This is a genomic window from Hyphomicrobium sp. 1Nfss2.1, from assembly GCF_965243865.1.
Taxonomy (GTDB): domain Bacteria; phylum Pseudomonadota; class Alphaproteobacteria; order Rhizobiales; family Hyphomicrobiaceae; genus Hyphomicrobium_A.
In genome coordinates this window covers 1,173,228-1,186,546 of the sequence record NZ_OZ251603.1, presented here as the reverse complement: position 1 = coordinate 1,186,546, position 13,319 = coordinate 1,173,228, and the positions used below count along the sequence as shown (strand labels likewise).

The following is a 13,319-nucleotide window of genomic DNA, read 5'->3' as shown; positions in this document are numbered from 1 at the left end:
CAAAATTCGGGCTATTCGATGGTTCGGCCTCAATTGCCTGTGCGCGATGCTGCCTGCGAGATGAGTTCCGTCAGACGTGCATCGACCTGGCGCGCATCGTTCAGCACCAGCATGTGGGACAGCACTTCGCCTTTGCCAAGTCCGCCGCCGGCTTGTCCTTTCTTCAAGGTTTCATCAAAGGGATGATCTCCGAGCGCCAAGTGGAGGCGAACCTCCTTGGGTGAGACGCCGAGGAGGGCGAAGGGCGAGGGCTGCCCGATGGCGACTGCGCTTTCACGCAGGGAAAGTGCCGCGGCGGGGGCCGCCTGCCGAACTTTGGCGAGGATGAGCTGTGCTAGCGGCCGGTAGGCCTTTGCCTTAGCGAGCAGGGTGTCGATGTCGGCGGGAACGGAAGTTGCGGGCGGCATCGGCGCGGGTTTCGCCGGCGCGGCGGGCGGCGAGATCGGCGCGGCTGGAGTTGCGGCAGGCGGGCCTGGCGGTGCGGTGCGCAAGACTGCCGATGGTGCGAGGCGTGGTTCGGGGCGGCGGCGCGCCGGACGCCGTGGCGCTGCTCCGCTTGGTACGCCGGCATAGATCGGGCGGCCGCCGTTGTGGTGGATGCGCTCCAGCCACGAGGCCTTGGAGAACATCAGTCCTTTGTGGCGCAGCCAGTCGATGATGTCGTTGCGATGGGGGAGACGTGCGTCGGTGATTGCCTGCATCCACTCGGCGAGGTCGCGGCCGGTGTTTTCCTTCAGACCTTCGATGAACTCGCGCTCCTTTTCGCCGAAGTCGATGGCCATGCCGATTTCCTAGCTCAAATCCAGCGGCGCGACTTCGACTTGTAATCGCGATAGGCGTCACCGAAACGGTGCTCGAGGTGGCGCTCCTCGGGGAGGATCGCAAGCCAGGTGACGAGCGCAGCGAAGACGGCTGCGGCAATGACCAGCCAGATGTTTTTCGTCACCTCAGCGGCGCCGAGGAGGATCATCGTGTCCGCGAGATAGATGGGATTACGGAAGCGGCGGTAGGGGCCGGTGGTAACCAGCGTCGTGGCGCCTGCGTCCGGCAGGAACGTCGTTCCATGGCCGCGCAGGGTGAGCAACGCCCAAATCAGGAGCACGATGCCGGCGGCGCCGATGCCGAGGCCGACGAGATGCGCTGACTGATCGTCGATGCCGGGCCAGGGCAGTGGAGCGATGTAGCCCAACGCGATAGCGGCGATGACCACGCCGGCCAGGACGATCGGCGGCCATGGAACGGTGCTCGGCCGCTCGGCGATATCGCGGTTCTTGTCGTCGGAGGCCATTGCCGCTTCCTGATGCTCGTCCGGAATTGACGTTTACACCAGAAACGCGCCCCTCCGTTAACCCACCCTAGCGCGGGGTGGGTGTGGTGTCCTTCGTGGCCGCCAGTTCGGCATTCAAGTCGAATGTCTTGCAGTTCTTCTCGGCGAGGCGGCGGTTAAAGGCCTCGAGCATCGCAATGTCCTTGCGATGCTGGGCCTCGGGGTCGAGCCCTTCCTTCGTGCCGCCCCAGATCGGGGTGGCGAAGGATTGGAGGCCACGGGCAGCTGCAGAAGCCTGTTTGTTCGAGTCGTAGCCGCGCACCTGAAGAATGCGGATCTGCATCATGCCGGTGAGCTTGCGGCAGTCGTATTTCAGCTCGTTATCGCTGAGCTGGTAGCCGGATGCAGGAAGCGAACCGGTGGTGACCTCGCTGCTCGGGGCCTTCATGTCGCCGACAAGGTTCGGGCGTGTATCGGCGGGCGCGGTGGAGCAGCCGCCTGCGAGGGCGCACGCCAGCGCAACGACCATGTGGGTTCGCAGTGCGTACATCGAATCTCCCCGCCTTTACAGCTATCGAGCTTCGAAACGGGGCGGATTGAAGGCATGCGTAGCGCTGGCGGGGGGCGACAAGAAGCCTTTTTGCAGCTGTTGCTTGCTGGTCTCGCTTCAGGTCCAGTAGGTATAGGCCTGCTGCTCAGTGTCCCGGTAGAGAGTATATGCAAATCAAGGCGAATATTGTTTTGAGTGCGGTTCTGGCTGTTGCGTGCGTTTCACCCGCGCGAGCTCAGGAAGAACCGAAGGGTTTTCAGTGCAACTTTACCAGTGGCACGACTTGGACCTTCGAGAACGGTGTGTTCAAGGGCGAGCAGCCAAAGCCGATTGCGTTCACGATTGCGGACATCGATCTGGAAGGCCAGAAGGCGAACCTCGTCCTCGACAAGACTGCGCCGCCGACGCCGCTGAAGGTGGTGCGCGCGATCAACGCGAACCATTTCCTCGAGGTGGTCAACGAGGGCTTCCTCAACCTCACCACCGTCTACGACAAGGATGCTACGAGCGGCACGTATCCGGCCGTGCACTCGCGCCACTTCGGTGTATTGGGGCAGCCGGTGGTGGCGCAGTATGTGGGGTCATGCACGGAGAAATAGTCCGGTGCTGTGGATGCCGCCCGCAAGCGCTGGCGGCCGCCCCGCGGAAGGTCCATCTTTGCGCGTGAGCGAGGGAGGATAATGCCGCTTCATCTCATCAAGCTGTGCGTGGGGGTCGAGAGCATCGAGGATCTCGCCAGCTGGCAGAGTGCGCGCATTGCCGAGCAGCGCAAGGCGAAGAAAGAGCCACGCCTTTGGCACATGACATTCCAGACGCCGAAACGTGAAGCTGAGTTGCTCGACGGCGGATCGATCTATTGGGTGATCAAAGGCGTGGTGCAGGCGCGCCAGGGACTTGTCGGCTTCGAACAGGGTGAGAAGTCCGACGGCAGCAAGGGGTGCCGCATCCTGCTCGATCCGGTGCTGGTGCCGGTGCGGCCAGTGCCGCGGCGGGCATTCCAGGGGTGGCGCTATCTCAGCGCCGATGATGCGCCGGCGGATATCGGCGCGGGCGATCCCGCATTATCCGAGCTTCCGGCCAAGTTGCGGCGCGAGCTAGCAGAGCTCTGCCTCATTTAGCGATCACCGCTTTTCTGGGCGCGACGCTGCCAGTTGACGGGTGAGGCCTCGGGGTGCCATGCCGTCGTCATGTCTCGCCCTCGTCTCACCAAGCTCGTCGAAAGTCTGCCCGCGTTCGTGCCGTTCGTTGGCCCGGAGGCGCAGGAGCGTGCGCGTGGCCATGCCTTCCGTGCGCGGCTAGGCGCAAACGAAAGCGTGTTCGGGGCCTCGCCCAAGGCTGTTATCGCCATGCGCGAAGCTGCGGCCGGCAACTGGATGTATTCGGACCCGGAGAGCTACGAGTTGCGCGCCGCGGTCGCGCGATTGCACGGCGTCGGGATCGACAATGTCGTGATCGGCGAAGGCATCGATGGGCTGCTGGGCCTTTCGGTGAAGCTGGTGGTTGAGCCGGGATCGGCGGTCGTCACGTCGAGCGGGACGTATCCGACCTTCAACTTCCACGTTGCGGGCGGCGGCGGCCGGTTAGCCGGCGTTGCTTACCGTGATGACCGGCAGGATCTGGGTGCCCTTCTGGATGCGGCTAGGCGCGAGGATGCGCGCATCCTCTACGTCTGCAACCCGGATAATCCGATGGGGGCTTTCTGGGGCGCTGAAGCGTTGCGCGAATTGATCTCGGCGCTGCCGGATGGTGTGCTGCTCTGCCTCGATGAAGCGTACTGCGATACCGCTGATCAGAGCCAGCTGCTGCCGATCGATGTCTCCAATCCGCAGGTGCTGCGCTTTCGCACCTTCTCGAAGGCCTATGGGCTCGCGGGGGCGCGCATCGGCTATTGCCTGGGCGAGAGCGGCCTCATCCGCCAGTTCGAGAAGATCCGCAATCACTACGCCATCAACCGCGTCGGCCAGATCGGTGCATTAGCCGCGATCGAGGATCAGCCTTATCTCAAAGAGGTGGTGGCCAAGATTTCGCGCGCACGCGAGATGATCGGTGCAATTGCTCAAAGCAATGGCTTGGTGCCGCTGCCCTCGGGGGCAAATTTCGTCACCATGGATTGCGGGCGGGATGGGGTCTTTGCGCGGCGCGTGCTCGATGGTCTGCTCGAGCGTGGCGTCTTTGTGCGCATGCCGGGCGTTGCGCCGCTCGATCGCTGCATCCGCGTCAGTTGCGGCAGCGATGAAGATCTAGCGTCTCTTGCCGAGACGCTGCCGCAGGCGCTTAAGTCCGCCGGCTGACTGCTGGTGCAACTTACAACGGCGATGCCCGTGGTCGCATTCCATTAAGCTCCTCAGTGCAAAGATCGCGGGCGATGCTTTTGACCTGAGGCGAAGATGACGAGCACCACTCTCGATTATTCCTCCTGGCTGTTCCAGGCCGTGTGCGTGCTTGCCATCATCTATCTGGCGCTGGGCCTGACGAAGCCGTCGCTGGTGAAAGCGGCCCGGCGCAGCACGGTGGCAATCGTTGCTGCCATCGTCCTGATTGCGGCCTCGACGGCATTCTATTTCGTTGCCAGCAAGCTGCCGGGCGGGACGGATACGCCGGCGCAAATCGATGCCGAAATTCAGCAGACGGCTCCAACACAACCTTGACGTTCCAAGCACTTGCTCGATAGCCGTTGACCGCGCCGGATCCGGCGTCATCATGCGCGCGCAGGCAGGTGTCATCAGCGCACGCTGCAGATGAAGCCTCGGGCAACGGGGATGGGCGCGATGTACGACAGTCTCATTCAGAACACGCACCTTATCGCGACCATCATTTTCGGCCTCGCGATTATCTATCTGCTGGTGGGGCTGATCAGTCCCGCGTGGGCTGCAGCCAGCGGGCGCGGCGCAGTGGTACTGCGTTCGACTCTCGGTGTTCTGCTGTCGATCGGCCTCGCGGTCGGCGTGATCGTCTATACGCACATGCAACCGGATGGCCCGCACGCGGTTGAGGGCTACATCAAGAGCCACGACTGGGAGCAGTATCGGACTTCGAAGCCCCAGGGGGCGCCGGAGGCGCCGCCGCCGGCCCCGGCGCAATAGAATGGACAACATCCAAGCCGACCAACAAGAGCAATAGGGAGATCACGTCATGAGCGGGACTGTCGGAATGCTTGTCGGACTTCTGGTGATGGCCGTGGGACTTGCGGGGCTCGGCTATGCGTTGTCGCTGATGATGACGCACGCCGATCCCGACGCTGCTATCAAGGCGGTGGCGGGTCTCGCCACATTCGTCGTTGCTACCTTCGCAACGCTGGCCGTGATGCGCTGAGGCTGCGTCATCAGTCGGGCCAACGCCGCAGAGCGCGCGACGGGAAAGTCCATTCCGGGGTGACGAGTTCGCCGTCGAAGCTCGCCGCGTACCAGGGGGAGCGTTCGGCCGAGCCGGGATTGCGCAAAACGTGGATGTCCTGGGCGGGCATGTAGCTCTGTAGGAGCAGGAAGCGCTTCTCTCCGGTTGCCGGGTTCTCGACCATGTCGGCGACGAGCACCGCGTGACCGGGGAAGCCGCCTTTGATGAATACGTCGCCGATCGAGATGTCGGCGAGCGCGACTGGCTTCAGCTCGCGCTCGAGCGAATAGGTGCCCGCATATGCGAACACGTAGTCCATGTACTTGCGAAACGACGCATAGCTTTGGTCACGTCGCGCCGAAAAACGCAGTCGCTTACCGTCGGTATCGTTGAAGGTGATCTCTCGTGGCCGGCCGGCCGCAAACAGCCATTCGCCGCGCAGGCGCATGATCGCGTCGGCGCACTGCTGCAGATCGCGCTTGCCGACGTCGATGTCGACCACAGCGACGTGCACATCCTGGCGCCATTTGGGTGTTCCGGTGAAAGTCAGCACCGGGGCGCCTTGCGGTTTCATAGGCAGGCCGCGCAGCCATGCGCCCCAGCTTCCGGCCGCAACGGTCACGCGTGTAAAGCCATCTGGCGGCGGGATACGCTGTTCGAGAGTCTGCGCTTGCACCGCGGCCGTTGCGGAGGGCCAGCTGTAACTGCGGCCGGGGGCTACCTGCGCGGACGAAGCGCTGGCCAGGACGCAGGCTGACGTCAGAGCGGTGATGAACGCATATCGCATGGTGCGTTCGTGCGCGCTGCGTGTGACGCGGCGATGGCCGCCGCGCGGTTGAACCATGCTGAGCGTTGCTCAACGCGTGTAAGAGAAGGCCTGCATTTGCCAGGGCGTCACGTACATCTGCTGAGCCCACTTCGGTGCGCGCTTCACCATCATGGCATCGCCCGATGACTTCGAACGCGCCGTCGGGCGCGCGGCGACGGGCGTGCGGTAGGCGCGGATGGCACGCTTGCGGTGCTTGTGCGGCCGGTCTTCATCGGCGGCGTCTGCGTCTGGCTCGCGCGCGGCAACGGTGGTCTTCGGGGTGTTGGGTCCGATCTCGGGTAGGTCGCTCTCAGAGAGGGCGGCGAGCTTTATGGTGGGGCCGGCGTCGGCGAGTGATTCAATATGTGCAGGCAGCGCGGCGCTGCTCGTCGGCGGCGTCTGGCTGTCGCTGTGGGTGCTGGTCATCTCCGCGGCGGGCAGCAGCGCCGAAGTGGTGATCGAGGACACACCCATTGTGGTCTCAGTGTCGGTGGCCTTCGCGAGCGACAGGGCGGGGATTGCTGTTTCAGGCGCGAGCTGCTCTCGCGCGGCAATGAAATGCGCGTTCTCGATGTAGCCGAGCCGGGTGAGCGAATTGGCTTGTGCTGTCATTGCGCCGACCGTGCACGAGCAGGTGGCGGGACCAGCGAGGACGGCAAGCCCGAGTCCACCGACGAAAAGCACGGACAAGAAGCCCGTGAGGCGCATGCGGGCGCGTGCGAGGGCGGCAATGGCCGCGGGCGAGGGAGCGAACGCGCGCTTGGCTTTGCGTGCGGCAGTCGTTTTGGGAGAGAGCAGGCGAAATCCGCCGACGGCGGGCGCGCTCGAATAGCTGCGCACGGCGGCGAACTGATCGAACACCCCGAGGAAGCTCTCCGTCGGATCGAAGCTCTCGAACTGTGAAGACATAGCGCGCATAGCGCTCACTCCAATGCAGGTCCGCAAAAAGCTGCGGCACCTTTGCCGCTCGCCGCACATGGAACAAGGAGCTTGAACGCTGCTTGAGCCAGGGTGTGCAGCTCATTGAAAGACTGATCAAAAACTGACACGCACATAGTGAATTTTCTACAAATATTCTCAGGTTCTGAACGGCTGTTCTTGGCGGGCTGTATATGCGCCACATAAGCATAAAGCCCGAACGGGCGACCGCTCGGGCTTTTGGAGATCGCGTTGGTTCGAGGCGAAGCTCTGGCGCTATGCGTCCTCGGAAGCGATCTGTACCAATCGATTTTGGGCTTTGCGGTTGCTGATCCGAACGTTGCCCGAAGCGCTCCGGGGCGCGGAACCAGTACTCCGCTCGTCGACAAATTTTCGGTTAGCCGATGGGGAGGCGACCTCGAGATCGTCTACCCAGCGGCCCTGCGTGATCCGGCGGAAACATTTTCATAGACCTCCCTTTGTCGTTGAAGAGGTCATACAACCGTGCTCCCGCGCGATGCGTCTGTCAATCACGGTTGGCACGAGACCGCGAGAGGTGCGATCGAAGCGGGCAGGGTTAACACAATATTGAAAGCGGACGACTTAGCTTGCCTTCGTCGTCGTCCATTCTCGATGCGGCCATGCGCACCGTTCTCAATTTCTTCTCGATGCTCGCCCTCGGCCTGATGATCGCTGCCGTCGTTCTGGTGGCGCCGTCAGGTAATGGCGCGGGCACGGCAGTTCTCGACGGCTTCGACATCGCAGCGCCCGAGCTCGACTATCGCTCTGTGATTGCGGGGCTCGGAATCGGGCTGTGCATAGCGCTGTTCGCGCGCATCTCGTGGGGCGAAGCGGCGCGCAAAGCGGGAACCTGGACAGTGAGCCAGGCGAAGCGTCTTTGGCTGATCAGCTGGGCCGGCGTGTTCCTCGCCATTCTTTTCTATTTCTGACGTCCCTTGGCTGCGGGGGGTGCGGGCAGCGCCGGGCCGTAGTGCAAAATCAAAAAAGGCCCGAGCGATGCCCGGGCCTTTCTGATGTCAACCGTCGTGCGCCGGTTAGACAGAGTAGTACATGTCGTACTCGACCGGATGCGGGGTCATCTCGTAGCGCATGTTCTCGGCCATCTTCAGTTCGATGTAGGCGTCGATCATGTCGTCGGTCATGACGCCGCCGGCCTTGAGGAACGCGCGGTCCTTGTCGAGGCTGTCGAGAGCTTCGCGCAGCGAGCCCGAAACGGTGGGGATGCTGGCGAGCTCAGCCGGCGGGAGATCGTAGAGGTTCTTGTCCATCGGGTCGCCCGGATGGAGTTTGTTCACGATGCCGTCGATGCCGGCCATCAGCATGGCGGTGAAGGCGAGATAGGGATTTGCTGCCGGATCGGGGAAGCGAACCTCGAAGCGCTTGGCCTTGGGGCTCGACACGTGCGGGATGCGGCACGAGGCGGAGCGGTTGCGCGCCGAGTAGGCGAGCAGCACCGGAGCCTCGTAGCCCGGGACGAGACGCTTGTAGGAGTTCGTCGTCGGGTTGGTGAAGGCGTTGAGCGCCTTGGCATGCTTCAGGATGCCGGCGATGTAGCTGAGCGCGGTCTCCGACAGGTCGGCGTACTTGTTGCCGGCGAAGGTCGGGTTGCCGTCCTTCCAGATCGACTGATGCACGTGCATGCCGGAGCCGTTGTCGCCGAAGACAGGCTTGGGCATGAAGGTGGCCGTCTTGCCGTAGGCCTGCGAGACCATGTGCGTGACGTACTTGTAGATCTGCATGTGGTCGGCCATCGACACCATCGGGCCGAACTTGATGCCGAGCTCATGCTGAGCTGCGGCCACCTCGTGGTGGTGCTTTTCGACGACGACGCCCATCTCGGCCATCACGGAGATCATCTCCGAGCGAATGTCCTGGCAGCTGTCGATCGGAGGAACGGGGAAGTAGCCGCCCTTGACGCGCGGACGGTGGGCGAGGTTGCCCATCTCGTATTCGGTGTTCGAGTTCGTCGGCAGCTCGGTGGAGTCGACGCGGAAGCCGGTGTTGTAAGGCTCGGTCGAGAAGCGGACGTCGTCGAAGATGAAGAACTCGGCCTCGGGGCCGACGAAGATGGTGTCGCCGATGCCGGTGGACTTCAGGTAGGCCTCGGCCTTCTTGGCGATGCCGCGCGGGTCGCGCTCGTAGAACTGGCCGGTGGACGGCTCGAGGACGTCGCAGAAAATGGCGACGGTCGACTGAGCGAAGAAGGGATCAAAGTGGACCGAGGAAGGGTCCGGCATCAGCAGCATGTCGGAGGCTTCGATGCCCTTCCAACCGGCGATGGATGAGCCGTCGAAGGCGTAGCCATCGGTGAACACGTCTTCGTTGACCGTGCTCGAATGCGCGGTCACGTGCTGCATCTTGCCCTTGGTGTCGGTGAAGCGGAAATCGACGAACTTGACGTCCTTGTCCTTCAAAAGCTTGAGGACATCGCTGGCGCTCTTCATGAGACTCCCCATTGTGTAAGCCTGAGCGGCATTCTTCTTGCGGGAAAAAGGGGCCGGATCGCGGCCCCCTCAGATGCTTCAGATCGCGTCGGAACCGGTTTCGCCGGTGCGGATCCGGATGGCGTTATCGATCGCGGATATGAATATCTTGCCATCGCCGATGCGACCAGTCTTGGCCGCCTTCTGGATGGCTTCGACTGCCTTGTCCAGCATCTCATCGGGGAGAACGACTTCGATCTTAACTTTGGGGAGGAAATCGACGACGTACTCGGCGCCGCGATAGAGTTCGGTGTGTCCTTTCTGGCGACCGAAGCCTTTTGCCTCGAGCACGGTGATGCCTTGCAAGCCTATTTCCTGAAGGGCTTCTTTCACTTCGTCCAGTTTGAATGGCTTGATAATGGCTTCGATCTTCTTCATGACCCCTTGGCCTTCCGAATTTATGTGGTTCCTGCAAGGGCGGCTTGCGCGAACGGCGAGTAGCTAGCATGGCGCATGCCAGTTCTTGGGCACAAATAAGGTTCTGCAAATACAGCACCTTATTTGTCGCTGAGAGCGGCATGGCTGTTTAAGCCGCAAAGTATCTGCCTAGGAGTTGGGCAGATTGCATATAAAGATAGCACGTGCAATCGGCAGGCGTCTGATGGACAAGCAATTCGCTAAATTAATTGGCACTCCCGACGACCTTGTCCTGCTAACAAACGCGCAAATGGGGCGCGCTGATCAGCTTGCGGTTGCAGCCGGCGTTCCCAGCCTCACGCTGATGGACAACGCGGGGCGCTTCGTGGCGCGGGAAGCCCGGGCGGCTCTGGCCGCGGGGCGCCGGGTGGTCGTACTATGCGGGCCGGGTAACAACGGCGGAGACGGGTTCGTCGCTGCGCGCTACCTGCAGGAGGGGGGTGCTGATGTCCAGCTTGGTCTGTTGTGCGAGGTTGGCGCCCTGAAGGGCGATGCGGCCACGATGGCGCAGCGCTGGAGTGGTGAGGTCGAGCGCCTCTCGCCGGACATCATCAAGGGTGCCGACCTGGTGATCGATGCGCTGTTCGGTGCCGGGCTTGCACGGCCGATCACTGGCATCGCGGCGGAGGTCATCGCGGCGCTGAACGAGAGCCCCGTCCCAGTCGTTGCTGTCGACGTCCCGAGCGGTCTTAACGGCAGCACGGGCGAGGCGCTGGGGCCGGTGGTGGAGGCCACCCGAACGGTTACGTTCTTCAGGCGTAAGCCCGGCCACCTTTTGATGCCGGGGCGAGCGTTGTGTGGCCCGGTGGCCGTCGGCGACATCGGAACGCCTGACGCAGTGGTTGGGGAGATCAATGCCAAGACGTGGGCAAATGCGCCCGGGCTGTGGTCCGCGAGCTTTCCTTGGCCGAAGCTAAACGGACATAAATACAGCCGCGGCCATGCGTTGGTGGTGTCGGGCCCTGCGGCGCATACGGGTGCGGCGCGTATGGGGGCTCGAGGGGCGCTGCGCGCCGGCGCTGGGCTGGTGACTGTGGCGAGCCCGCCGGATGCTGTCGCCATCAATGCGGCGCACCTCACGGCGATCATGCTGCTGGAGTTCGAGGGTGCCGCGGGGCTCTCTGCGATCCTCGCCGACAAGCGCAAGAACGCAGTGCTGATGGGACCGGCGCTGGGTGTCGGCGCGTCGACGCGTCAGTTGGTCGATGCGGCTCTGACGTCAGGCGCTGCGACGGTGCTCGACGCCGACGCGCTGACGTCATTTGCCGAGGATGCATCGGCACTGTTCGAGATGATTGGTGCGTCTCCCGACCGCCCGGTGGTGCTGACGCCGCACGAGGGTGAGTTTCATCGCCTTTTCAGCGATATAAGAGGCGAGGGAAAGCTGGACCGGGCGCGCGCCGCGGCGCTTCGCTCGGGCGCTATCGTGGTGCTGAAGGGGGCCGATACGGTCATCGCGAGCCCCGATGGCCGCGCGGCAATCAACGAGAATGCGCCGCCGTGGCTGGCGACGGCGGGCGCGGGGGACGTGCTCGGCGGCATTATCACAGGATTACTGGCACAGGGCATGCCGGGGTTCGCGGCGGCGTGTGCCGGGGTGTGGCTGCACGGGGCAGCCGCCGGGGCTTTCGGGCCAGGGCTCATTGCTGAGGACATCCCTGAGACGATCCCTGCGGTTCTGCGGGCGCTTGCGGGACCGGCAGTCCTATAACTATTGGGTGCCACAATCGGCATCTAATGGCCTATGCTGGATTCGCGGCGGAAAGGGACGCCGCTTCGATCGAAGCCGACGGGTTGCGAATGCTTAGACGGGCAGTCCTCGCCATCGCCGTGATGCCGCTTTTCAGTGGCGGCTTGCTTGCGGCCGCGGGTGATGCGGCTGTCAAAGCTCAGGATGCCGCGACGGCTCTGGTGCGGGGTGACGCGGGACAGGCAGTCGCCGGCTATACCGACGCACTGAAAGACACTTCGCTGCCGAATGACCGGCGGGCCACGATTCTCACCGACCGTGCTGTCGCCTATGCCCGACTCGGACAGACGAAACTGGCGATCGACGACTTCAATCGCGCGGCGCAGCTATTTCCGGAATATGCGGCGATCTACAACAATCGCGGCAACCTGCTGCTGGCGCTTGGCTATCCAGAAGAAGCCATCAAGGATTTCAACCGCGCGGTCGTGCTGGCGCCCGGGTATGCGGCGGCGCTGTCGAACCGTGCCGGTGCCTACGCGAAGCTGGGGCAGAGCGATCTGGCGATCCGCGACTACACTGCGGCCGTGCGTCTGATGCCGCAATCGGCGGCACCGCTGGCGGGGCGGGGTCGGGTGCATCTTGCGGTCGGCCGGCCGCACGCGGCCATCCGAGATTTTTCGCGCGCGGTGACGGCGGATCCGCGCTTTGCGGCGGCCTACCGCAGTCGCGGCGAAGCGAAGTTCGATACCATGCGGTTGCAGGATGCGATCGAGGACCTGTCGCGGGCGATCGCGTTCGACGCCAATAACCCAGAGCTCTATCTGATCAGGGGGCAGGCGTACCTGGCGTCCGACAACGCTGGCGCCGCGTTGAAGGACTTCACGCAGGCGACGACGCTCGATCCGCGCTCGGCGCGGGCGTTCGCGGCGCGAGGGCTGGCGAACGCCATCGCGCAGAATTACGAGGAAGGGTTCTCGGATCTCAACCGCGCGATCGAGCTCGACCCGCGGTCGGGTATTGCGTTCGCCTATCGCGCAGTGGCCTACAAGAAGAGTGGCCAGACGGATGTCGGCATCAAGGATGCCGAGACGGCGGAGAAACTGGATCCTGATGGGCCCGAGGTGCTCTGGGCGCGTGCCGAGATCGAAGAAGCGCAGGGGCGCACCGATCAGGCCATCGCGGATTATAAGCGCGCGGTAGCTTTGAAGCCGCGCCTCAAGATGGCGACGGACGGGCTGCAGCGCCTTGGTGCCGATACGGGTAGTTCCGAGGACCGTGAGGTAGCGGGGGCCGGCGTCGACAGCTGGCGCGTGGTACAGCAGGGGACGCGCTATTATGCGGTCAGCGACAAGTTTCGCCGGTTGCGCATTCCGCTGGAAATGGCCGGTGACGGGCAGCCGCAGCTTCTGGAGTGGGAGCTGAAGCAACCGCCTCTGCGCGGGATAGCGACGCTGCGTTTCTCGGCTGGAGCCGTCGCTGGGCCGACGGGACCGCAAGAAGTCGAGCAAGTCGCCATCCTCGATCTTTCCAACAACACGGTCGTCGGCATCGAGCCGCATCGTGAAGGAAAGAAGGTGGCGAGCTGGACCTGGCAGGATGACCGCGTCGTCGTTGCGAGCGTCGATGGCGCTACCGATGAATTCATCCTCAGGGCCAACGTGGCTCGCGGGACAGACAACCGGCGCTATTCCAGCTCGGAATCGGGGTTCTGGTCGCCTTGGGGCCAGCTCGATTCCTCAGCGCAGGGGGAGCGTCGTGAGCGGCGCCGCTCGAAGCCCAAGACGCTGTTCCAGTTCCTCTTCAACTGAACCGGCGGTGCTGCCGATCGGCTA

16 protein-coding genes are annotated in these 13,319 nt (G+C 63.4%); 9 read left to right on the top strand and 7 right to left on the bottom strand.

The genetic code is table 11. The annotated features are described in order from the left end of the window. Positions 1-29: 29 nt before the first annotated feature. From ACP15D_RS05945 to ACP15D_RS05935, 3 genes are all read right to left on the bottom strand, one after another. Positions 30-782 carry a DUF5655 domain-containing protein gene (locus ACP15D_RS05945; RefSeq protein WP_424956628.1) on the bottom strand — a complete coding sequence of 251 codons (753 nt, stop codon included), beginning with the start codon at positions 780-782 and terminating at the stop codon, positions 30-32. Positions 783-796: 14 nt separating this feature from the next. Next, complete coding sequence (locus ACP15D_RS05940) at positions 797-1,288, bottom strand: methyltransferase family protein (protein WP_424956627.1); 492 nt, start codon at positions 1,286-1,288, stop codon at positions 797-799. 67 nt (positions 1,289-1,355) lie between these two features. Continuing rightward, the gene (locus ACP15D_RS05935; RefSeq protein ID WP_424956626.1) at positions 1,356-1,817 is read right to left on the bottom strand and encodes a hypothetical protein; all 462 of its coding nucleotides are present in this window, start codon (positions 1,815-1,817) and stop codon (positions 1,356-1,358) included. A 167-nt stretch (positions 1,818-1,984) separates the two neighbouring features. Between ACP15D_RS05935 and ACP15D_RS05930 the strand changes: the two genes are divergently transcribed. The 6 genes from ACP15D_RS05930 (at position 1,985) to ACP15D_RS05905 (ending at position 5,129) form a co-directional block, all read left to right on the top strand. Next, positions 1,985-2,416 carry a hypothetical protein gene (locus tag ACP15D_RS05930; protein WP_424956625.1) on the top strand — a complete coding sequence of 144 codons (432 nt, stop codon included), beginning with the start codon at positions 1,985-1,987 and terminating at the stop codon, positions 2,414-2,416. Positions 2,417-2,497: 81 nt separating this feature from the next. After that, positions 2,498-2,935 (top strand): DUF1489 family protein, encoded by a 438-nt coding sequence (locus tag ACP15D_RS05925; RefSeq protein WP_424956624.1) that lies wholly within the window; start codon positions 2,498-2,500, stop codon positions 2,933-2,935. Between the two features lie 69 nt (positions 2,936-3,004). After that, positions 3,005-4,108: a pyridoxal phosphate-dependent aminotransferase gene (locus tag ACP15D_RS05920; protein WP_424956623.1), complete on the top strand. Its 1,104-nt coding sequence runs from the start codon at positions 3,005-3,007 to the stop codon at positions 4,106-4,108. A gap of 96 nt (positions 4,109-4,204) precedes the next feature. Beyond that, entirely contained in the window at positions 4,205-4,465 is a 261-nt protein-coding gene (locus ACP15D_RS05915) for a hypothetical protein (protein ID WP_424956622.1), read from the top strand. A 120-nt stretch (positions 4,466-4,585) separates the two neighbouring features. Continuing rightward, the gene (locus ACP15D_RS05910) at positions 4,586-4,900 is read left to right on the top strand and encodes a hypothetical protein (RefSeq protein WP_424956621.1); all 315 of its coding nucleotides are present in this window, start codon (positions 4,586-4,588) and stop codon (positions 4,898-4,900) included. A 49-nt stretch (positions 4,901-4,949) separates the two neighbouring features. Then, positions 4,950-5,129: a hypothetical protein gene (locus tag ACP15D_RS05905; protein WP_424956620.1), complete on the top strand. Its 180-nt coding sequence runs from the start codon at positions 4,950-4,952 to the stop codon at positions 5,127-5,129. 10 nt (positions 5,130-5,139) lie between these two features. On the opposite strand, the gene ACP15D_RS05900 is transcribed toward ACP15D_RS05905, so the two are convergent. Both ACP15D_RS05900 and ACP15D_RS05895 read right to left on the bottom strand, forming a co-directional pair. Further along, positions 5,140-5,994 carry a DUF4846 domain-containing protein gene (locus ACP15D_RS05900; RefSeq protein WP_424956619.1) on the bottom strand — a complete coding sequence of 285 codons (855 nt, stop codon included), beginning with the start codon at positions 5,992-5,994 and terminating at the stop codon, positions 5,140-5,142. 12 nt (positions 5,995-6,006) lie between these two features. Then, a complete protein-coding gene (locus ACP15D_RS05895) occupies positions 6,007-6,876 on the bottom strand; it encodes a hypothetical protein (RefSeq protein WP_424956618.1) in 870 nt (289 codons plus the stop codon). A gap of 641 nt (positions 6,877-7,517) precedes the next feature. Here ACP15D_RS05895 and ACP15D_RS05890 point away from each other — a divergent pair. Then, entirely contained in the window at positions 7,518-7,826 is a 309-nt protein-coding gene (locus ACP15D_RS05890; protein WP_424956617.1) for a hypothetical protein, read from the top strand. A gap of 105 nt (positions 7,827-7,931) precedes the next feature. On the opposite strand, the gene glnA is transcribed toward ACP15D_RS05890, so the two are convergent. Beyond that, positions 7,932-9,341 (bottom strand): type I glutamate--ammonia ligase, encoded by a 1,410-nt coding sequence (gene glnA, locus ACP15D_RS05885; protein WP_424956616.1) that lies wholly within the window; start codon positions 9,339-9,341, stop codon positions 7,932-7,934. Positions 9,342-9,419: 78 nt separating this feature from the next. After that, positions 9,420-9,758, bottom strand: a complete 339-nt coding sequence (locus ACP15D_RS05880; protein ID WP_072374820.1) for a P-II family nitrogen regulator — start codon at positions 9,756-9,758, stop codon at positions 9,420-9,422. Between the two features lie 223 nt (positions 9,759-9,981). On the opposite strand from ACP15D_RS05880, the gene ACP15D_RS05875 reads away from it, so the two are divergent. Next, entirely contained in the window at positions 9,982-11,508 is a 1,527-nt protein-coding gene (locus tag ACP15D_RS05875) for an NAD(P)H-hydrate dehydratase (protein WP_424956615.1), read from the top strand. Between the two features lie 89 nt (positions 11,509-11,597). Beyond that, positions 11,598-13,295 carry a tetratricopeptide repeat protein gene (locus ACP15D_RS05870; protein WP_424956614.1) on the top strand — a complete coding sequence of 566 codons (1,698 nt, stop codon included), beginning with the start codon at positions 11,598-11,600 and terminating at the stop codon, positions 13,293-13,295. Positions 13,296-13,319 lie beyond the last annotated feature (24 nt).